Here is a 17,769-nt window from a genome sequence, read left to right as displayed (position 1 = left end):
GTATACAAAAATAGCACTAACAATTGCTGTAACCGTCATTACAACAAAGCTAGTGCTACACATAGAAGAACAGCGAAAAATCAGAGACTTACATAATCGAATTGCTAAATTAGTTCAAATCGACTAGTGTCTTTCGCCCTGAGCATGGCGTTAAAAGGCTTTTTTACTTTACCAAAATGTCGTGGTCGTTGCTACGTTAAACAAACGTACAGGAGGAAAAGAAATGAATCGTAAATTTTTGGAACAGTTAGGATTGACTGAGGAACAAGTTGAAGCAGTTATGTCCGAACACGGGAAATCAACACAGGACCTACAAGCAAAGGTGTCTGCTGCAGAAGATAATGCCAAGGGCTTGCAAGACCAGTTGGAAGAGCGTGATAAGGACATGAAACAGCTCAAGAAAGACGCTGAGGGCAATGCTGAACTACAACAAAAATACTCAGACTTGGACAGCAAGTATAAGACACAACAGAAGGAACATGAACAACAACTCAAGACAATGCAGTTAGATCATGCTATTGAAATGCACTTGAGCGGTAAGGTTCATGACGCTGGAATCGTGTCTAGTCTACTAGACAAGTCTAAATTGGGATTAGGTGACAACGGAGCGGTGACTGGATTAGATGAACAGTTAACGGCTTTGAAGGAATCTAAAGGCTTTTTATTTGCTCCAGAAAAGGCTGTAGAACCACATATCGCTGGTGCTAAGCCACAAGGGGCAACACAAGAAGAAACAGTTGCTAACGACCTGACAACGCAGATGATCAATGCGTTTACGTCAGATCTATAATCAAAAAATAGAAAAGAGGAACAGATATGCCAGCAACATTGAACTATGCACAGGCTTACCAACAAGGTTTGCAAAATCGTTATAGTGAAAACGGACTGTTATTCACTAACAAACTTTGGAACTCTCCATCAAACACGCTTTTGAAATTTACAGGAGCTAAAGAAGTGAAAGTGCCGCGTCTTTTGATTAAAGAAGGGCGCAAGGACCGTACACGTCGCACGATTACGAATATTGACGCTAACTATGAAAACCAATGGGAAACATACACATTGACTAATGAGCGTTATTGGTCAACACTAGTAGACCCATCAGATGTTGATGAAACTAACTATGTTACTTCCATTGCTAACATTACTAAGACATTCAACGATACTGAAAAAGTTCCAGAAATGGATAAATTCATGGTATCTAAATTGTTCTCCCGTAAGAAAGCACTTGATACAGAAAGTAAACAAATTAAGTCATTGAATTTGACTGAGGAAAACTTCCTCGCAACCTTCGATGAGCTGATGGAACAAATGGACGAAGCTGGAGTACCAGCAGAAGGTCGTGTTATTTTCTGTACCCCAGCAGTTAAACGTATGATCAAGAACATCAAGCAATTTGGCCGTACAGTCAATATCCACGGTCAAGGCACGGTGATTGACCGTTCTATCGGTCGTTTGGACGATGTGACGATTGAACCAGCTATTCCATCTGACCGCATGAAGACCTTGTACAACTTCACAAATGGCGCTAAAGTTGACCCAACTGCTAAACAAATCCATTTCTTCTTGATTCATATTCCATGTATGGCAGCGCCACAAAAATATGAATTTGTTGGACTTGACGCACCAAGTGCTTCTTCAAGCGGTAACTACTTGTATTACGAACAATCTTACGATGATGTATTGCTATTCCAGACTAAACATGAAGGTCTAGCCTTTGTTGTCGCACCTTAAAGAGGAGGATAGAAAATGATAACAGTAAAGAAAGAAAATCGTGTCCTAGATATCGATGAACTAGAAAAAGCAACCTTCCTTGAAGATGGCTACGATGTGGTAAAAATCAAAGATGGCGAATATGTCGTCGTAGAGCCAGCAACCAGCGGACGTACCTATACCATTCAGGAGTATCAAGCAGTTGTGGCAGAACGTGACAAGGCTCTTGCAGAACTTGAAAAAGTGAAAGCTAAGAAAACAAGCAAGAAAGACGAAGAAGAGAAATAAGGAGGGTGTTTCTGCTGATGGAGAAGATGACACTTGAAGAAATTCAACAGCATAATGAGAATGCTAGACAATCCTTGATTGACTTGTATGAACAACGTTATACATGCTATCTAGAAGAGTTAGTAGTCGATGAAGTCATGCAGAACATTCTTAACTACTGTAATCGTGAGGATTTTCCTTTAGAGTTGCGATTTGTGGCCATTCAGATGGTTTATGTTGTTTGTAATCCTGACCAAGCTGTTCAAGGCAAGACTATTTCCGTTGGAGATACTCGTGTCGAATTGGAGAAGTCAGACCTTGCTAGACGGGCTGAACGTGTCTTGCTAGACTTTACCAGTCAGCTACAGAGGTTCAGAAAGTTGAGGTGGTAGGATGAATATCAATGATGTCCTATCTCAGGCAAGACCAAGTATTGAATGGACCTATGATAAAAAGATGGATGTATTTGCTACTGTCGAGGGTACGAAACCCAACGGAGCTGATTTTGTAGAGTTCAAAGAAATCTATAAGAAGGTTCCATGTCGTGTCTCTGTTCGCAACTTAGTGAATACAGAGCAGAACGAAGCACACCAACTCAAGACAGAGCACAAGATTTTCTGTTCGCCTAAATTTACTATCAAAGCTGGTAGTAAATTGATTGTGGACGGTGTTAAATACCTGACCAGTGAAGACCCGATGGTCTATGTCACGCATCAAGAAATTGTGGTGAGACGACATGAGTGGCTATGATGATAGTGATGTTCAAGAGTTCTTGAAACGGCTTGAACGAGCTCAGACAATTATTGATTCTGAGTTTATGCAGGCTGCTAAAGATATCGGCCTAGCCTTTTTGAAAGAGGTTAAGGAACGAACACCCAAGGGCCTAACAGGTAAGTTAAATCAATCGTGGAAGATGGAAGTAAGCAAAAATGGGAATGTGTACGAGGTTATCGCATTTAACCCTATGGAGTATGCTTCTTTCGTTGAAAGCGGACACCGCCAACAAGTAGGGCGTTATGTCCCTGCAATTGGCAAACGCTTGGTCAATCCTTGGGTCGAAGGGCGCTTTATGATGAGATTGACAGAAGAGCAGATTAAACAGAAAATCCCACAAATCACGCAACAAATCGAAGAGAGGCTAAAGGAGGAACTAGGTGGATTATAGTATTAGACCACTCGTCATCAAGCAACTCAAAGATGTGTTTGGGTGCAAGGTGTATGATGAACAAATCCAGCAAGGATTGAAAACACCTTGTTTCATTGTAGATGTGAAACCTGTGACTCGGAAGCGGTTGGCAAACCAAAACGATAAGCAGGTTTTTATTGTTTTGTTGCATTACTATACCGAAAAAACAACCGACTTATACCAGAAGTTTGAGGAGATTGAAACGGTGTTTCATTCGCCTTCTTTTCGTTATTTAGGGGATAAGTACCCTATCAATGACTTGAAGGTAGAATACAATGCGAATGATTTGATATGCACATTTACAATCACTCGATACGTTCGATGGGTTGAAGAAGAACCGACAATGCAAATATTAGAAAGGATAGGTGAAACTTCTCATGGAAATGAATGAAGAAGTAGGTTATGTAACCGAACCAGTGGTACCAACCACTGAAGATAAATTTGGCAAAGAGGCATTACTCAAGTATTTTGAAGAGGATGCAACTTTGTTAAACATTTTGCTGGAAGATGACCAGTCATACTCACTAGCAGAAGTAAGACGCATTTTAGAAGACTGGAGAAAGGGTGTGGCTAACTAATGGCACAATGGAGAGTACAGAATAAACGAGTTCCAAAGGCCTACATCAATTTCGTATCAAGAGATGATGTGATTATTCCTTTGGAAGACAATACGATTGCAGCAGTTATGATTGCTGGATCTTGGGGAGAACCTGGTGCTTTCACACTTGTTGACGGCACAAGCAACTTCCGCCGACTATTTGGTAAACCGATTGATGAACTCCTTCCGATTCGTGAGGCCTTGAAAGGAACTGGCAAGGTTCTTGTCTACAACGGTGTGAACAATGCTGGGGTACAGGCTACGAAAACAGAAAGCGATATGGTCGTTACAGCTAAATACAAAGGATTGGCTGGTAACCATATTCATGTTATCTTCAAGAAACAAGTCGAGACTGGTTTTGAAGTGACAACTGTTTTCTTTGGCAAAGAAGTTGACAAACAAATCATCACAGCCTTGCCATTTAAGAACGACTATGTGAACGTAACGGGTACTCTAACGACAGAAGATAAGACAATCTTGCTTGAAGGTGGTACTGATGGTGCTACAACCAATTCAGAAGTTGAAGATTTCCTAAATGCACTCGACACTCAAGACTTCCGTGTCTTGGCTCTAGGTACTGACGAAAGTGCAACGAAAGCACTTGTTACGGCTCATATTAAGAAATGGCGTGACGCTGGTCGTTCAGTTATTGCAGTCTTGAATGATTACACGGATGCTGACGATGAAGGTGTTGTATCAGTCGGTAACGGGGTTACATTGAGCGATGGTACGAAACTAGGCGCTAAGGACTGTGTTTACTTCGTAGCTGGTAAGTATGCAGGGGCTGGCTTGCAATCCAATACATTCAAGTCTTATCCAGGCGCTATCGACTGTGAGCGTAAGAACGAAGCAGAGGCTGAAAAGCTCATCAATAAAGGTCAGCTTATCTTTGCTTATCGAAATGAAAAAGTGATTATCCTGTCAGATGTGAACTCATTTACTAGCTATACGGTAGAACACAGCCGTATTTTTGGTAAGAACAAACTTGTCCGCACCATGGATAATATCAATACCAATGTCAAGTATATCTTTGAGAACTACTTCATCGGTAAAGTGCCAAACAACGTGAATGGTCGTGAGTTGTTTAAACAGCGAATCATCACAATGGTCCTTGATCCACTTGCTCAAAAGCAAGCCTTGGAGTATAAAGCCAAAGATATTGAGATTTCACAAGGTATCACCAAAGAATCTGTCGTGGTAAACTTGCCAGTTGTCTTGACGGACGCTATGGAAATCTTGTACATGACGGTTATCTGTGATTAAGAAAGGAGAAACTAGCTAATGGCTATTATGAACCAATTAGATGCTTTGTCAGCTAAGGAAGGAACAGTCTTCTTTACAATCAATGACAAGCAATATGAACTAGCAGAGCTTATCTCGCTAGAAGCGAAGGTTGAATACACAAAAGCTGATGTTACCCCTCTCAACTCTCGTATGAAGGGTGGTAAGATTGTCGGCGCAGAAGGTACAGGTTCGTTGAAGATGTACTACCACCGTCCAGAATTAAAGGCGATGGCTTTAAACTATGTCAAACAAGGTATTTTGCCTCGTATTGATATCAAGTGTACTAACGAAGACCGCACATCTCGTGCAGGTCGCTATACCATCGTTTTGAAAGGGGTTCTGTTCAAAGAATCACTTATCTTTAAACTAGATGGATCAGCGGATGAGGTCATTGACGAAGAAACGGACTTCACATTCCAAGATTTTGATATTTTATCAGAATTCCAAGAAATTATATACTAACATAAGGAGGAAATAGTGGTGAGTGGATTAAAAGCATTTTTGAAACAAAATAAAAAAGGGGAAGAGACTAAGGATGTCTTGCTTCCTTCTTTTGAGGAACCAGTTAAAATTCGAGTCTTGAGCGCACGTGAAGCGGACTTAATCAATGACCGTTGCTTTGTCAATAAACCTGGTCGCAATGGACGCCAAGAGCGTGTCTTTGACGGTGTTAAATATAACCGTGAAATCTGTATTGCGTCTATCGTGGTTCCTGACCTTAACGATAAAGAATTACAAGATTCGTATGGAGCAATGGGAGCTTCTGAGTTATTCGGTACTATGTTTAACTGGGGCGAAAGCGCCTTGATTTTGGAAGCTGTGACCGAACTCAGCGGTATCAACCAAACATTCCAAGACAAGGTTGACGAGGCAAAAAACTAATAAAAGAGGACGCGGAGGCACAACTTGCCTACTTCGCCCTCGTAAACTATTACATTCGCCCTAGTGAATTTGTGAATATGGATGTAGAAGAAAAAGCCTTTTTCGCTGCAGTCATGCATGAAGAGGCGAAACAACGTAAAAAAGCAATGAAGAAGTGAGGTGATTCTATTGGCAAATATACAAACAACCATGTCTTTGACCGATAGAGTCACAGGCACTTTAAATAAAATCTATGCGACTATGGAGCGTGTCAAAAATGCAGGCTCTGGCATAGATAAAGCTATGAAGGCTCAAGAGTCCGCTATGAAAAAAGCTGGTGATTCTGGTCAATATTTTGTCAATAAAGCTGGGCGAGTCGCTGATGTCAACGGTAGGTTTGTCAACAGTGCAACGCTAGCAGCTGCAGGACTAAAAAAAGAAGAACTGGCTCTAAGAGATTTAGGGAATGCCTCTAATAACGCTTCTAACAAATTAAGTAAGTTAGTATCTTTGAAAGGATTGTTGAAGACCGCTTTAGCTGGTATTGCAGTCGGTACGATTACTAAACAAGCTATAGGCATGTCAGACGAGTATGCTAATATGCATGCTCGTTTAGATATGATTCGTGACGGTATGCAGACGACGGAGCAACTACAAAAGTCTATCTATACATCCGCACAACGTACAGGCTCAGCCTATACAACCATGGCGAACGGTGTCGCTAAGATGAGGATGCAAGCTGGCGATGTTTTCCAAAACAACGGCGAAACAATTGCTTTTTTGGAAACTATGAACAAATCCTTTGTTGTTGGTGGCGCAAGCATTGAAGAACAAAAAAGCGCCATGCTTCAGCTTACTCAGGCTATGGCTAGTGGTAAGTTGCAGGGTGACGAGTTGCGTTCCCTTGCTGAGACTTCACCAGCCTTAATCCAAGCTATTGCCAATAAGCTAGGCGTTAGCCGTGGCGAGGTTAAGAAACTTGGAGCAGACGGGAAGATTACGGCCGACATTGTCAAAACTGCCATGCTGGATGCAAGCGAAACGATTGACAAGCAATTCCGCAACATGCCTATGACGTGGGGCAGGGCATGGCAGAACTTCCTGAACTTTGTGACCAAGGCACTTGAGCCAATATCGATTAAGATTAATCAGATAGTGAACTCGTCTGCCTTCCAACAATTCGCCCAGATTGTAGCCACGGTGCTTCAATATGTCGTCCAAGCGGTTATCTTTGCTATGGATATGATTGGGGCTGTTTGGAGTATGTTGGCGCCGATTGCTCAATTTGTGGCTGATAACTGGTCTGTCATTCAACCGATTATTATTGCTGTGGCAATTGCTATAGGAACTTATATAGTCGCAATGAACGCAGCAAGTATAGTGACCAATCTATTTAGTATCGTTACAAATGTTGCGAAAGCCGCTATGGCTGGTTTTAATGCAGTGATGGCAATGAATCCAATCATGTTGATTGTGATGGCAGTCATCATTCTGATTGGTCTATTCTATGCCTTGGTTGCATGGTTTAACAATCTTACTGGTGCAGCTTTATCAGCTACAGGAATCATCATGGGAGCGATATTTGCCCTTGGAATGATAATTTGGAATGTGATTATCGGGATTATCAATATCATTATATGGGTGATAAATATGGTCCTACAACTTGTTTTTGGTGTTGCTAACGGCATCATGATGATAGGTATGGGGATTTATAGTTTCATTCTAACGATTATAATAGGAATCTTGCAATTTATCGACTGGTTTATTACGGGAGCTATAAATCTATGGAATGAATTGACTTATAACTGTCAAATGGCATGGTACGATATTGCCCAAGGTGGTAGAGGGATGGCGGTCGCTATCGCTGGATTTGTAGACAGCATGGTTAATAGTGTTATCGGTGCAGTCGAGGGCATGATTAACTCTGTTCTGGGTGGCTTTAATAAGATGATTGGGTTCTTGAATGGGTTCGGTCTAAATCTGAGCGCTGTTGGAACGGTTTCTCTTGGTCGAACGAATTTTGCTGGTGATATCGCTAACGCCATCGACAGCATGGAAAAACCTGTCAAGAAGACTTTTGAAGGTTTGCATTTGGCAGATGGTCTTATTAACCACCAAGCTAACTTAAAAACTCCCGAACTAGAGACTCCACAACTGGGTTATCTTGAATTTGGTAGCGTCGGTGGGGCCTTTAATAACGGCTATAAATTCGGCCAAGGGATTGATAAGGCTGTAGGTGGTTTCTTCAAAGGTGCTGGAGATGCCAACGGTGCAGGAAACAATTTCTTGGGTGACCAAGGCACTACACCTTATGAACTCAGCCCAGCAAGTTCAGTACCTGGACAAGGAGACGGAGGAAAAGGCGGTGGCGGTGGCCACAACCCTACTGGTGGTAAATTAGACAAAGTCGGCAAGATTGAAGATGAAATCAAACTGGACGATGAATACATCAAGCTGATTAAGGACGTTGCGACCATGAAGTGGCAACAGAACTTTATTACCTTGAAGCCAGAGATTGTCACCAACATTGACTCCATTAACAACGCTGGCCAGTATGCTAACGTATTGGATGATTTGAATGCAACGATTGTAGACGCTTTGAATAATGGCGCTGACGGCCTCATGGCTTACTAGGAAGGGGGTAGCAGATGTTTATATTTATTGAAGGTATTAAATTGCCAGTGAATCCAGAAGAAATCAAACTGGAGGACAAACAAGGAATTGAGACAGTCGCTATCATCGATACTGGTAACGTTCCGCTTGTCGGAAATCCAGAGCTTCAATCGATTGAGTTTGAATCCTTTATTCCTAGTGGAAGATACGACGGAAATTACCAACGGAATAGCCGTGTCTCTCCAGAATCCTTTGTATCATCTATTCGTAAATTTAAGACGGAAGGCACTCCTATTCAACTCATGATTGGGGGTGCTTTTGGTTCTGCTATTAACGGGAAATTTCTAGTGGAGCAGTTCGATGTCTCTACCAAAACAGGATATGAAAATGACCTGATATACAAGATTAAGTTTTTACAATATCGGTCTCACAAGCCACGGAAGGTTACTATCAAAGACAAAAAAGCACTCGAGGCTACTAAAAAGAAACCTCAGGCAAAAGCTACTGAAGAACGTAGTGCCACAACAGAGAAACCTGCTCAAAAAAGCCATACGGTCGTGAGTGGTGATACTCTTTGGGGAATTGCTCAGACCTTTTACGGAGACGGTAGTCGATATACTGAAATTTACGAAGCCAACAAAGACAAAATCAAAGACCCTCATTGGATTTATCCTGGACAGGAGTTTGTGATACCATGATGCAATTATTCTATCAGAACAATAAAACTGGAGATACCTGGGATTTAGCAACTGTGTCTGAAAAGGTCGAATTCAAGACAACTAGAAAAGGGTCAGCTTGGAGCGTGGAGATTACCTTGTACAACTCTACAAAAGTAGCCTTTGAATACGGTTCTCCGCTCGCTTTCAAGCTAGATGATAAAGAGGTATTCTTTGGTTATTTGACGAAAATCAAGTACGAAAAAGATACCAAAACAACCTTGACTTTTCATGATCAGATAAAGTACTTACTACGCAATATCAACTTTGTTGCCAAGGATAAAAACGTCAATCAAATCGTCTCGGCAATCGCAGGAGATTTTGATTTGAAGATTGGGGAACTAAAAGCCCCAGCCGTGACCTTATCCCCTCAGTTGAAGGAAGATAAGAAGGCTCTGGATATTATCCAAGAGGCCATGGACGAGACCTTGGTGCAAAGTGGAGAGTTGCTGGTTTTGTATGACAAGTTCGGAGAGTTGACACTAACAACTCCGAAAAACTTACCAATCCAGTACATTATAGGCAATGAATCCTTTATGTCTAGCTTTGAGTTTGAAGGTTCGATTGAGGATAGTGCTAATATTGTCCGCTTGATCCAAGAGAACAAAGAAACCAAAAAGAGAGAGGTCTACATCTATCAGGACAGCTACAATATCGGCGCTTGGGGAAAACTCCAGTACATGAAAAAAGTGGATGAGAAAGCAACTGAGGGGCAAATCAAGCAATGGGGCGAAATGCTCTTGAAGATGAAAAACCGTCCCAAAGAAACTTTCAGTCTAAAAGCCGATATTGGAAGTATTGATTTTTTAGCAGGTCATGCAGTCTATGTGGATGTTAAGGATATTGAGAAGAAGGGATGGTATGTCATTGAAGAGGCAACTCATTCCTTCAGTGCAGAAAAGCACACGATGGAAATTAAATTATTCATGGCAGGAAGTGAGTAGATGGAAGTAATAGAAAATCTAAAGAAATTGATTAGTAATTTCATTGAAAATCGCCAGTTCGCAAAGATAACGACTGGTGTAGTTTTATCGGTTTCTCCACTCAAAATCCAGTTGACCAATGAGTTGATTTTAGATGATTCTATGCTTGCTGTCACATGGACCGATGAAGCATTGGATCCTGAGTACGTAGGCCAAACCCTTCATCTCATCAGACAAGATGGTGGAGGGTTTTATTATGTCTTGTACAAGAAGATATTCCACTACAAGCGCAAAGTGAAAGGGGGTTCTGATGAATGAGTACTCCTAAAACAAACTTTTTAAACATCGCTAAAAATGTTGTTGAAGCTAAGAAACAGCCTAGCTTAACACTAGATGAAACTAATATCTTGCTAGAAACAGATGGCATTCATGCTCTGAAGCAATCAATCAGACGCATGCTGACAACTGAACGGTTCATCTATACGATTTATGACCATCGGTACGGTGTGGAGTTAGATGCTTTATTTGGTGGAGATATGGACTATGCCCAAATGGATATCGCACGGCGCATAAAAGAGGCCTTGTATGAAGATGACAGGATTCATGAGGCTCATTCTTTTTCTACCAAGGTAAAAAAAGATGAGTTTTATGTGCAGTTCATGGTTGATAGTGATTTTGGAACATTTGAAATGGATTTGGAGGTGAAACGATGATAAAGGTAAAAACATATCCAGAAATTTTAGAGGATATGCTGGCCTTGTTTGATGATAAGTATGACAAGAGACAAGGGTCTGTCTTGTACAATCTAGTAGCGCCTGCAGCTCGAGAAGTTGCCATTCAGTATACGGTCTTAAAATCGTATGAGGAAGTCAACTTTTTAGATACAAGTACAGGAATCTTCCTAACTCGTTTATGTAGACAGTTTGGAGTTGAACGATTGCCAGCCACGGCATCGGTCCGATTGGTTCAATTCAAACAGGAAATCCCACTAGGAACCCGTTTTAGTGTGGTTAATAGTGAGTATAATTTCCGTGTTTTGGAACGCCGCTCCGGATTCGAGTATAGCGTAGTAGCTGAACAAGTCGGAAATGCTCCCAACTATGTAAGAGGTCAACTCATCAATATTGATGTGTTGAATGGTTTTAAAGGGGCAGAAATTGGTTCTGTTATCGTTGTAGGAGAAGACGAAGAGACAGATAAACAACTCCGTAAACGGACCATTGAGTATCTTAAAACACCGACTTTAAACGGAAACATTGCCCAATACAAGAAATGGGCAAGTGAGTTTGTTGGTGTTGGTTCGGCCTTGGTAGAGCCACTTTGGAAGGGTGAAAATACAGTCCGTGTATCTATTACGGATGCTGACGGTAATGAAGCGAGTGCAGAGCTGGTAAATAAGTTCAAGAATTACTTGGATCCTGAACCGAGTGGCCACGGATTAGGCGTTGCTCCGATTGGTGCTTATGTGACAGTGCAGTCTGTAAGTGGCTACGACGTTCGTATTACCGCAACGATCAAGATTGATGAAGATGTAGATATCGAAACCATCAAGCACGAGGCGAAAGTCCAACTCATTAAATACTTACGTGAAGAAGCATTTGAAGAGAAAGAGGTTCGAAATTATAAAGTTGCCACGATCATTGACAGAATTAATGGGGTTCGAGATGTGGACCGTATTTTGTTGAATGACAGGGAACAAAGTATTGAACTTTCTACCAACATGCTTCCTAAATTAGCGGAGGTAACCATTAATGTCACAAGTTAGATATCGTATGTTATCGGCTTTGCCAGAGGTCTTAGATCCAACAATCAATGATTTGTTTGAAACTGAGATTCCAGAGCTGGAATTGATTACAGACTTAATCTTTGACACAAGACGGTTGATGTTGTTGCCAGAAGCGACCGAAGACTGGATTGCACGTTGGGAAAAAGCTTTGCAGGTAAAACCGAAAACAATTGATTTGGAAGAGCGAAGGCGGTATCTAATCACTTTAATTTCTTCCAAAATAAAAATAAACTCAGTGAGTTTACAAAAAATTACAAAGAGCTTTACGAATGTCAATAATTTAGTAACGGTCAAGGGTTCGGCGGTACATATTCGATTTTTAGGAGAACTACCGACCGGATATTTGAACCGTTTTTTAAAGTATGTGCGTGAGTTGATTCCTGCTCATTTAGGAATTCAATTCTCAGTTGAAGCACCTATGATGAACGCGATTTATATCGGTGCTCACACGTTTAGAGACATTCGTTCAGTTCGATTTGAATAGGAGGAAATAAATGGGATATTTTATCCAGCCTATTGTGACCGATAAAGCAATCAGCGAAACAGCCTTAGCGATTCAAAATAGAGAACCACTGGTTTTCACTCGAATAGCTTTGGGGAGCGGACGACATCGGACGGACGCAGGCAAGAAGAATGACGTAGCTCAAATAGTTCATTCTTTGCAAGTTACGCAGTCTTTATCGACTGATATCGCTGACACGATTCGTCTCACAGCGAGGTTTGATAACTCACGGATTGAGCGTGAAATGATTGTGAACGAAATCGGTGTGTTTGCAAAACGTGGGAATCATGAAGAATTCATGTACATGTACACTTGGGCAGAACAGGGAGATGTGATTCCTCCTAAAACATCTGCTTATGTATATCGAGATTATGATTTCAATACGACTATTAGTAAGAATAGTCAGATTACCATTCAATACAATGCGACTGACTTGGTTTATGCAACTGTCCCTGAATTAAAAGCGACAGAAACTAAGTTGCAAAATAGCATTGACAATCATATCAAGGATATATCACGACATGTATCGGTTGAGGAACGCACAAAATGGAACGGGAAAGCCGACGCAACCCATCGTCACAAGGTTGCAGACATCGACGGTCTGCCTGAAAAGATTGACGAGTTCACTAGAAGCAAGGCTGAGAAGGTTGACCTTACTGGTCACATCAACAACCGAAACAACCCACACAATGTAACGAAACAACAAGTGGGACTAGGGAATGTCACGAATGTTGAGCAAGCAAGTAAGCAAGATTTTAACAATCACGCAACTAATCGCAACAATCCACATAGCGTTACGAAGCATCAAGTTGGTCTAGGTAACGTAGACAACGTAAGACAAGCAAGTTATGAGTCTGTAGAGGCTTTAAAGCGTGAGTTTCAGGAGCATGAAGATAGACTAAATGCTATCGAGTATATGTTCTTGCAGAATGACTTCACTGCTCCGATTCGTACGGAAGACGGTACAGAACATACCTTACTTGCGGACGAAAATGGTCATGTGATTGTCGCAGATTGGAAATATAGAATGGAGGTATAATATGGCAGTAATTAGTACACAGACACGAAAAGTAACTGATTTGCCACAGGCTAGTCAGGTTAACAACTCAGACAACATCATGATTCATGATGGACGTGGGTTGAAAAAAATGTCTGTGCAGACTTTCAAAAACGGAGTGAGTTCAATTCCCACAACCGCAACAGCTGGTTCAAACGGAGTTGTCAGGCCTGATAACTCGACGATTACAGTCGATAGTTCGGGTGTCTTGCGAGTAAACAGGTCGGCGCTTGGAATTCCAAGTACACCGTCCGAAGTGGTCGCTAATAAGCTGATTAACCAGAACGGGAACCAGCAAATGAAATACTGGTACGGTTCGAAAGCCCAATATGAAGCAGTTAGAACTAAAGATCCCAACACAATCTATGATGTGTATGAGTAGGTGGTATTATGGCTACAAGAGAAGGAATCTATGTCGGAGGACATGAGATTATAGAACGGTATGTTGGAAGTAAGTTAGTGTGGCAAAAATGGCGGTTTTTAAAACGTTTTAATAATTTAAAAAGCGCATTTATTTATCCACATTCATCTAATACGGTTGCTGTAGATGGAAATTTCATAAGTTTAGCAAGTAGTTTCGATAGTGAAGACAGAAAACTTAAACTTATTAATTATGGTAATTATGATACAGAGGTCTTCTATGCGAATCGAGTTTATGTATACACAAGATACTCAGGTGAAAACAATTACATTGCAGATAAACAATTACATATCGAGTTCGACAGCAACCAAGAAGCTTCAGATTTCAAACAACGCTATCGTGCTGGAACAATAGATATTTACATTTAAGAGGAGAAAATTAACATGGAATTTGTATTAGTAAATAAATTTTTTAGAGTTGGCAAGACGGAAGTCTCTATTCAATGTGACAAGCCGTTTACTTTTTTCACTCGCGAGTTAGAGGGTGACCGTTTGGGTGACACGGACGAAACGCTCATTGAAGCAGTCAAAGAGATTCTACGTACCGAACTTGACCCAATTAGCGCCATTGTCAAAAACCAAGAACAATTGGCTAAAACGCAAGAACAATTGGCTAAAACGACGGAAGCGCTGGAGAAAGCCAACCAACTCATGGATGGCATGCAGAAGGTCAATCTCCAGAATGCTCAGGATATTGAGGATATCTCAGCACGATTGGAAGAGCTGGAAGCTCAAGGAGAGTCTGACCAGGAGGAGAAAGAGGAGGCAGAGGAGGACACCCCTCAGGTTACGGACACAGAAAACCAAGCTGATGAACCAGCCCCAGCGCAGCCAACTACTGAACAACCAGTAGCAGAAGCACCTACACAACCAACCCCAGCGGTAGAAGATAACAAAGAAAGCGAGAAAGAAGATGACATTTCTGAAACGACAAACCAAGAGAGCCCTAGTGAAGACAATGGAGGTAGCAACAATGAGTAAGATTACACTAGACCAAGCAAAAATCGACATGTACATCAACCTACTGGAACGTGGAGCAGTTGACTTTTCATGGGTACATAAACGCTGGAAAGACCGTGTGCGCAAGGAATTGAAGAGACGTGGTTTGAGCCATTTGGCAGACTAGCGAGGTGCTTATGGATGTCTTACAACAAACAGAACATTTCTTTATGAATGTGCTACCAGTAGCGACGCCAATCGTCGTGGCTTGGTTAGGCTATAAAATGCCGAAGAAAACAAAAGAAGAAACAGATAAAATCGTCTCGGAACTAACCGATGTCAAGAAACAGATTGAAGATGTCCAGACTACCGCTAAAGATAGCAATTCCAAAATCGATGAAGTACAAGAGAAGTTAAAAGTACACGACGAGGCGCATCTAAATACAATGAAGTTGCGCCTTGACCGTGATATGCGACGGGCTATTCGTAGAGGGTTCACTTCAAAAGACGAATTTTCCCTAGTGGAAAGTCTGCACAAAAGCTACAAGGCTTTAGGAGGTAATGGCTACATAGACCGCTTATTCAACGATTTTGAAAAATTGGAGATTAAGGAAGACATCTTAGTAGATGATTAGAAAGAGGTGCAGAATGGGTTGTAACAAACGTAGAGTTAATACAACCAATTTGGTTCGGATTGATGGTGGCGACCTTATTAAACAAGGGGATTTGTCTTCTACTTTTGGATTTGAATTGTTAGATGAAAATTACCGTGTCATGACCTTATTTGAGGGTCAAGATGCGGTTGTTACTCTAACAAAGGGACAACGCAGGTGGAAGACAACTGCTCCCGTCACTAGCCATTCTGTCAATTTTAATTTAGATAGTATTCTACCAAGCGGAAAATACCGAGTGGAAATCTCGGTTGGAGGGTATATCTTCCCAAGCGATAGAGATACTTATATTGAAATTGAAGACTCAGATAAAGAATTGGTTACGGAAGATGTCTACACTTTGAAGGAATTAGACATCGAAAAAGAAGTAAAAAAACAACTTGCAGGAAGACCTGCAAGAGAAGGTGGAGCATGTCCGGAATTTCCCGATCTACTCTTCTTTTATAATATTGGAAAGGTATAGAAAAAAATGGACACAACAAAATTAACAGCATTCGCACAAGCAGTTGGAGCAGATATCAAGGAAGTTAAGCAGAGCGTCAGCACTAAAGTAGAAACCTCAGCAATGACGCAAGCTATCTCTCAGGCAGTCACTCAAGCTAAATCCGAGGTTAAGGCTGAAATCTTGGGTGAGGGAACGCCTGAAAATCTTGACACACTGAAAGAAATCGCGGAAAAAATCACAAGTATGGGACAAGATGAAAATAGCGCACTTCTTGGCAAAGTAACTGAAGTCAGCGGACGTGTAGATCAGATTGCCAATGTTGACTTGGTCGCAACCTATAATGCAGCGAAAGCGTGATCGCTATGAGTAATTTAGAGGAATTTGCCCAAACAGTTGGGCGAGATGTCAAGGAGCTGAGCCAAAAGCCTGAACCAAGGCTGACACTGACAGGAATTACCCTTGGAATTGTTGGAGGCAATCATGTCACCCTACCGTTACCAGATAATGTAGGGCATGAAATCCGTGGCACTGGCTCACCAGAAGGGCGTATAAGTGCAGAAATAGGAGTGACTTACATCGACACAGCTAAAACTAACGGTGCTTTAAAATGGATTAAGATTACTGATGGTGGAAATCAAGGTTGGAAAGTTGTTGAAGGTGACACTGGTTGGGTGTTAGGTTGGCAGTATGATACGAATAAAAATGTCATAAACAGAATGTATTTCAGACGTATAAATAATGTTGTACATGTTAAGTTTGAACTTAAAATTAACACTAGTGCAATTAGACCTGATACTAATTTAATACTAGATCCAGGCAGTTATGAGTCAGATGATAACTTATCTATTGATGGTTTTAAACCTGTTGATGATGTAGCTCAGACTATATTTAATACTTATAATGATATTTATTCTAATACTGCAAGTGCTGAAAATTCAGAAGGTGCACAAGGAACGGGTGCTGTGATTATTCATTATAAGTATAACCATTATAAAGAGTATAGCGAAAAAAGTGGATTGAAGTTGCAGATTGTAACTAGTGAATTAGGCGTGGAGCAAAATCACGTCAACCCATTTTCTTATTTAACAGAAGATGAGTGGCCTACAACATTACCAACTATAGGAGGATAAACATATGACACAATTTAACGAACTCATCATTGCCTTTGCGACAGGCTTTTTAGCTGTAGCAGTAGGAAATATCGTAAAAGCAGTAAAAGATTATCTTTTACGAAAAGGTGGAGAAAAGGCGGTAAAAATCGCTGAAATCCTAGCCAAGAACGCAGTAAATGCCGTTGAGCAGGTAGCTGCTGAAACTGGCTACAAGGGAGATGAAAAATTGGCACAGGCTCGTGCTAAAATCCGTGCAGAGCTGACCAAATATAACATCAGCATGACGAACAAGGACTTGGACACCTTTGTGGAGTCAGCCGTGAAGCAGATGAATGACGCTTGGAGGGAGTAGGGATGGATATCGATACAAGCAGACTACGTACAGGCTTGCCACAAGTCGGAGTGCAACCTTATAGACAAGTACATGCTCACTCAACAGGCAACCGCAACTCAACTGCTCAAAATGAGGCGGACTACCACTATAGAAAGGACCCTGGACTTGGGTTCTTTTCTCATGTCGTTGGAAATGGCCGTGTTATGCAGGTAGGACCTGTTGATAATGGTGCCTGGGACGTTGGGGGTGGTTGGAATGTTGAGACCTATGCAGCAGTTGAATTGATTGAAAGCCATTCAACTAAAGAAGAGTTCATGACAGACTATCGCCTTTATATCGAATTGC

General features: G+C 41.4%; 28 protein-coding genes and 1 pseudogene. All 29 read left to right on the top strand.

Annotated features, from left to right (window positions below):
- The first annotated feature begins 223 nt into the window (after positions 1-223).
- Positions 224-790 carry a phage scaffolding protein gene (locus tag HT711_RS01475; RefSeq protein ID WP_173234971.1) on the top strand — a complete coding sequence of 189 codons (567 nt, stop codon included), beginning with the start codon at positions 224-226 and terminating at the stop codon, positions 788-790.
- A gap of 26 nt (positions 791-816) precedes the next feature.
- Positions 817-1,731 (top strand): capsid protein, encoded by a 915-nt coding sequence (locus tag HT711_RS01470; protein ID WP_173234970.1) that lies wholly within the window; start codon positions 817-819, stop codon positions 1,729-1,731.
- A 15-nt stretch (positions 1,732-1,746) separates the two neighbouring features.
- On the top strand, positions 1,747-1,998 hold the full coding sequence (locus HT711_RS01465; RefSeq protein WP_050253780.1) for a hypothetical protein: 252 nt from the start codon (positions 1,747-1,749) through the stop codon (positions 1,996-1,998).
- A gap of 17 nt (positions 1,999-2,015) precedes the next feature.
- Entirely contained in the window at positions 2,016-2,369 is a 354-nt protein-coding gene (locus HT711_RS01460) for a hypothetical protein (protein WP_173234969.1), read from the top strand.
- Between the two features lies 1 nt (position 2,370).
- The gene (locus tag HT711_RS01455) at positions 2,371-2,727 is read left to right on the top strand and encodes a hypothetical protein (RefSeq protein ID WP_173234968.1); all 357 of its coding nucleotides are present in this window, start codon (positions 2,371-2,373) and stop codon (positions 2,725-2,727) included.
- Positions 2,714-3,142: an HK97 gp10 family phage protein gene (locus HT711_RS01450; protein WP_173234966.1), complete on the top strand. Its 429-nt coding sequence runs from the start codon at positions 2,714-2,716 to the stop codon at positions 3,140-3,142. Before HT711_RS01455 ends, HT711_RS01450 begins: the two co-directional genes overlap by 14 nt.
- Positions 3,132-3,554 (top strand): DUF6838 family protein, encoded by a 423-nt coding sequence (locus HT711_RS01445; RefSeq protein ID WP_173234965.1) that lies wholly within the window; start codon positions 3,132-3,134, stop codon positions 3,552-3,554. The genes HT711_RS01450 and HT711_RS01445 overlap by 11 nt, the downstream gene beginning before the upstream one ends.
- Positions 3,541-3,741 carry a hypothetical protein gene (locus tag HT711_RS01440; protein ID WP_050390753.1) on the top strand — a complete coding sequence of 67 codons (201 nt, stop codon included), beginning with the start codon at positions 3,541-3,543 and terminating at the stop codon, positions 3,739-3,741. The genes HT711_RS01445 and HT711_RS01440 overlap by 14 nt, the downstream gene beginning before the upstream one ends.
- Positions 3,741-5,024: a phage tail sheath subtilisin-like domain-containing protein gene (locus tag HT711_RS01435; protein ID WP_173234963.1), complete on the top strand. Its 1,284-nt coding sequence runs from the start codon at positions 3,741-3,743 to the stop codon at positions 5,022-5,024. Before HT711_RS01440 ends, HT711_RS01435 begins: the two co-directional genes overlap by 1 nt.
- Before the next feature lie 18 nt (positions 5,025-5,042).
- A complete protein-coding gene (locus tag HT711_RS01430; RefSeq protein ID WP_173234961.1) occupies positions 5,043-5,507 on the top strand; it encodes a phage tail tube protein in 465 nt (154 codons plus the stop codon).
- Positions 5,508-5,525: 18 nt separating this feature from the next.
- On the top strand, positions 5,526-5,927 hold the full coding sequence (locus tag HT711_RS01425; RefSeq protein WP_050253802.1) for a phage portal protein: 402 nt from the start codon (positions 5,526-5,528) through the stop codon (positions 5,925-5,927).
- A gap of 168 nt (positions 5,928-6,095) precedes the next feature.
- A complete protein-coding gene (locus HT711_RS01420; RefSeq protein WP_173234959.1) occupies positions 6,096-8,540 on the top strand; it encodes a tape measure protein in 2,445 nt (814 codons plus the stop codon).
- A gap of 14 nt (positions 8,541-8,554) precedes the next feature.
- Positions 8,555-9,217: a LysM peptidoglycan-binding domain-containing protein gene (locus HT711_RS01415; protein ID WP_173234957.1), complete on the top strand. Its 663-nt coding sequence runs from the start codon at positions 8,555-8,557 to the stop codon at positions 9,215-9,217.
- A complete protein-coding gene (locus tag HT711_RS01410) occupies positions 9,214-10,179 on the top strand; it encodes a hypothetical protein (RefSeq protein ID WP_143951951.1) in 966 nt (321 codons plus the stop codon). Before HT711_RS01415 ends, HT711_RS01410 begins: the two co-directional genes overlap by 4 nt.
- A complete protein-coding gene (locus HT711_RS01405) occupies positions 10,180-10,476 on the top strand; it encodes a DUF2577 family protein (protein WP_049500563.1) in 297 nt (98 codons plus the stop codon). It begins immediately after the preceding gene.
- Positions 10,473-10,871 (top strand): DUF2634 domain-containing protein, encoded by a 399-nt coding sequence (locus HT711_RS01400; protein ID WP_000106741.1) that lies wholly within the window; start codon positions 10,473-10,475, stop codon positions 10,869-10,871. Before HT711_RS01405 ends, HT711_RS01400 begins: the two co-directional genes overlap by 4 nt.
- A complete protein-coding gene (locus tag HT711_RS01395) occupies positions 10,868-11,923 on the top strand; it encodes a baseplate J/gp47 family protein (RefSeq protein ID WP_173234955.1) in 1,056 nt (351 codons plus the stop codon). The genes HT711_RS01400 and HT711_RS01395 overlap by 4 nt, the downstream gene beginning before the upstream one ends.
- Complete coding sequence (locus HT711_RS01390; protein ID WP_173234953.1) at positions 11,910-12,428, top strand: hypothetical protein; 519 nt, start codon at positions 11,910-11,912, stop codon at positions 12,426-12,428. Before HT711_RS01395 ends, HT711_RS01390 begins: the two co-directional genes overlap by 14 nt.
- A 10-nt stretch (positions 12,429-12,438) precedes the next feature.
- Entirely contained in the window at positions 12,439-13,485 is a 1,047-nt protein-coding gene (locus HT711_RS11025) for a hypothetical protein (RefSeq protein ID WP_188111560.1), read from the top strand.
- 1 nt (position 13,486) lies between these two features.
- On the top strand, positions 13,487-13,885 hold the full coding sequence (locus HT711_RS01380) for a hypothetical protein (protein WP_173214039.1): 399 nt from the start codon (positions 13,487-13,489) through the stop codon (positions 13,883-13,885).
- An 8-nt stretch (positions 13,886-13,893) separates the two neighbouring features.
- Complete coding sequence (locus tag HT711_RS01375; RefSeq protein ID WP_173214041.1) at positions 13,894-14,292, top strand: hypothetical protein; 399 nt, start codon at positions 13,894-13,896, stop codon at positions 14,290-14,292.
- A 15-nt stretch (positions 14,293-14,307) separates the two neighbouring features.
- A complete protein-coding gene (locus HT711_RS01370) occupies positions 14,308-14,904 on the top strand; it encodes a hypothetical protein (RefSeq protein WP_188111559.1) in 597 nt (198 codons plus the stop codon).
- Positions 14,897-15,049, top strand: a complete 153-nt coding sequence (locus HT711_RS01365; RefSeq protein ID WP_173214043.1) for a hypothetical protein — start codon at positions 14,897-14,899, stop codon at positions 15,047-15,049. Before HT711_RS01370 ends, HT711_RS01365 begins: the two co-directional genes overlap by 8 nt.
- A gap of 10 nt (positions 15,050-15,059) precedes the next feature.
- The gene (locus tag HT711_RS01360) at positions 15,060-15,497 is read left to right on the top strand and encodes a hypothetical protein (protein WP_112445255.1); all 438 of its coding nucleotides are present in this window, start codon (positions 15,060-15,062) and stop codon (positions 15,495-15,497) included.
- Between the two features lie 13 nt (positions 15,498-15,510).
- Complete coding sequence (locus HT711_RS01355; protein ID WP_112445253.1) at positions 15,511-15,996, top strand: hypothetical protein; 486 nt, start codon at positions 15,511-15,513, stop codon at positions 15,994-15,996.
- A 6-nt stretch (positions 15,997-16,002) separates the two neighbouring features.
- On the top strand, positions 16,003-16,335 hold the full coding sequence (locus HT711_RS01350; protein ID WP_112445251.1) for a hypothetical protein: 333 nt from the start codon (positions 16,003-16,005) through the stop codon (positions 16,333-16,335).
- A 5-nt stretch (positions 16,336-16,340) separates the two neighbouring features.
- Positions 16,341-17,108: a hypothetical protein gene (locus HT711_RS01345; RefSeq protein ID WP_112445249.1), complete on the top strand. Its 768-nt coding sequence runs from the start codon at positions 16,341-16,343 to the stop codon at positions 17,106-17,108.
- Positions 17,109-17,112: 4 nt separating this feature from the next.
- On the top strand, positions 17,113-17,442 hold the full coding sequence (locus HT711_RS01340; RefSeq protein ID WP_112445247.1) for a phage holin: 330 nt from the start codon (positions 17,113-17,115) through the stop codon (positions 17,440-17,442).
- Between the two features lie 2 nt (positions 17,443-17,444).
- Positions 17,445-17,769, top strand: a pseudogene (locus HT711_RS01335) (autolysin); the annotation flags it as partial.

Source organism: Streptococcus sp. 1032 (genome assembly GCF_013277015.1).
Lineage (GTDB): Bacteria > Bacillota > Bacilli > Lactobacillales > Streptococcaceae > Streptococcus.
The sequence above is the reverse complement of the archived record's forward strand: the minus strand, read 5'-3'. Positions and strand labels throughout refer to the sequence as shown.

What these genes read in the sequence shown, in the direction of transcription:
- HT711_RS01415 (WP_173234957.1), top strand. Translation starts at nt 8,555, where the DNA reads ATGTTTATATTTATTGAAGGTATTAAATTGCCAGTGAATCCAGAAGAA.
- HT711_RS01350 (WP_112445251.1), top strand. Translation starts at nt 16,003, where the DNA reads ATGGACACAACAAAATTAACAGCATTCGCACAAGCAGTTGGAGCAGAT.
- HT711_RS01345 (WP_112445249.1), top strand. Translation starts at nt 16,341, where the DNA reads ATGAGTAATTTAGAGGAATTTGCCCAAACAGTTGGGCGAGATGTCAAG.
- HT711_RS01410 (WP_143951951.1), top strand. Translation starts at nt 9,214, where the DNA reads ATGATGCAATTATTCTATCAGAACAATAAAACTGGAGATACCTGGGAT.
- HT711_RS01380 (WP_173214039.1), top strand. Translation starts at nt 13,487, where the DNA reads ATGGCAGTAATTAGTACACAGACACGAAAAGTAACTGATTTGCCACAG.
- HT711_RS01375 (WP_173214041.1), top strand. Translation starts at nt 13,894, where the DNA reads ATGGCTACAAGAGAAGGAATCTATGTCGGAGGACATGAGATTATAGAA.
- HT711_RS01470 (WP_173234970.1), top strand. Translation starts at nt 817, where the DNA reads ATGCCAGCAACATTGAACTATGCACAGGCTTACCAACAAGGTTTGCAA.
- HT711_RS01435 (WP_173234963.1), top strand. Translation starts at nt 3,741, where the DNA reads ATGGCACAATGGAGAGTACAGAATAAACGAGTTCCAAAGGCCTACATC.
- HT711_RS01390 (WP_173234953.1), top strand. Translation starts at nt 11,910, where the DNA reads ATGTCACAAGTTAGATATCGTATGTTATCGGCTTTGCCAGAGGTCTTA.
- HT711_RS01400 (WP_000106741.1), top strand. Translation starts at nt 10,473, where the DNA reads ATGAGTACTCCTAAAACAAACTTTTTAAACATCGCTAAAAATGTTGTT.
- HT711_RS11025 (WP_188111560.1), top strand. Translation starts at nt 12,439, where the DNA reads ATGGGATATTTTATCCAGCCTATTGTGACCGATAAAGCAATCAGCGAA.
- HT711_RS01465 (WP_050253780.1), top strand. Translation starts at nt 1,747, where the DNA reads ATGATAACAGTAAAGAAAGAAAATCGTGTCCTAGATATCGATGAACTA.
- HT711_RS01450 (WP_173234966.1), top strand. Translation starts at nt 2,714, where the DNA reads ATGAGTGGCTATGATGATAGTGATGTTCAAGAGTTCTTGAAACGGCTT.
- HT711_RS01405 (WP_049500563.1), top strand. Translation starts at nt 10,180, where the DNA reads ATGGAAGTAATAGAAAATCTAAAGAAATTGATTAGTAATTTCATTGAA.
- HT711_RS01440 (WP_050390753.1), top strand. Translation starts at nt 3,541, where the DNA reads ATGGAAATGAATGAAGAAGTAGGTTATGTAACCGAACCAGTGGTACCA.
- HT711_RS01365 (WP_173214043.1), top strand. Translation starts at nt 14,897, where the DNA reads ATGAGTAAGATTACACTAGACCAAGCAAAAATCGACATGTACATCAAC.
- HT711_RS01460 (WP_173234969.1), top strand. Translation starts at nt 2,016, where the DNA reads ATGGAGAAGATGACACTTGAAGAAATTCAACAGCATAATGAGAATGCT.
- HT711_RS01475 (WP_173234971.1), top strand. Translation starts at nt 224, where the DNA reads ATGAATCGTAAATTTTTGGAACAGTTAGGATTGACTGAGGAACAAGTT.
- HT711_RS01395 (WP_173234955.1), top strand. Translation starts at nt 10,868, where the DNA reads ATGATAAAGGTAAAAACATATCCAGAAATTTTAGAGGATATGCTGGCC.
- HT711_RS01370 (WP_188111559.1), top strand. Translation starts at nt 14,308, where the DNA reads ATGGAATTTGTATTAGTAAATAAATTTTTTAGAGTTGGCAAGACGGAA.
- HT711_RS01355 (WP_112445253.1), top strand. Translation starts at nt 15,511, where the DNA reads ATGGGTTGTAACAAACGTAGAGTTAATACAACCAATTTGGTTCGGATT.
- HT711_RS01340 (WP_112445247.1), top strand. Translation starts at nt 17,113, where the DNA reads ATGACACAATTTAACGAACTCATCATTGCCTTTGCGACAGGCTTTTTA.
- HT711_RS01360 (WP_112445255.1), top strand. Translation starts at nt 15,060, where the DNA reads ATGGATGTCTTACAACAAACAGAACATTTCTTTATGAATGTGCTACCA.
- HT711_RS01455 (WP_173234968.1), top strand. Translation starts at nt 2,371, where the DNA reads ATGAATATCAATGATGTCCTATCTCAGGCAAGACCAAGTATTGAATGG.
- HT711_RS01430 (WP_173234961.1), top strand. Translation starts at nt 5,043, where the DNA reads ATGGCTATTATGAACCAATTAGATGCTTTGTCAGCTAAGGAAGGAACA.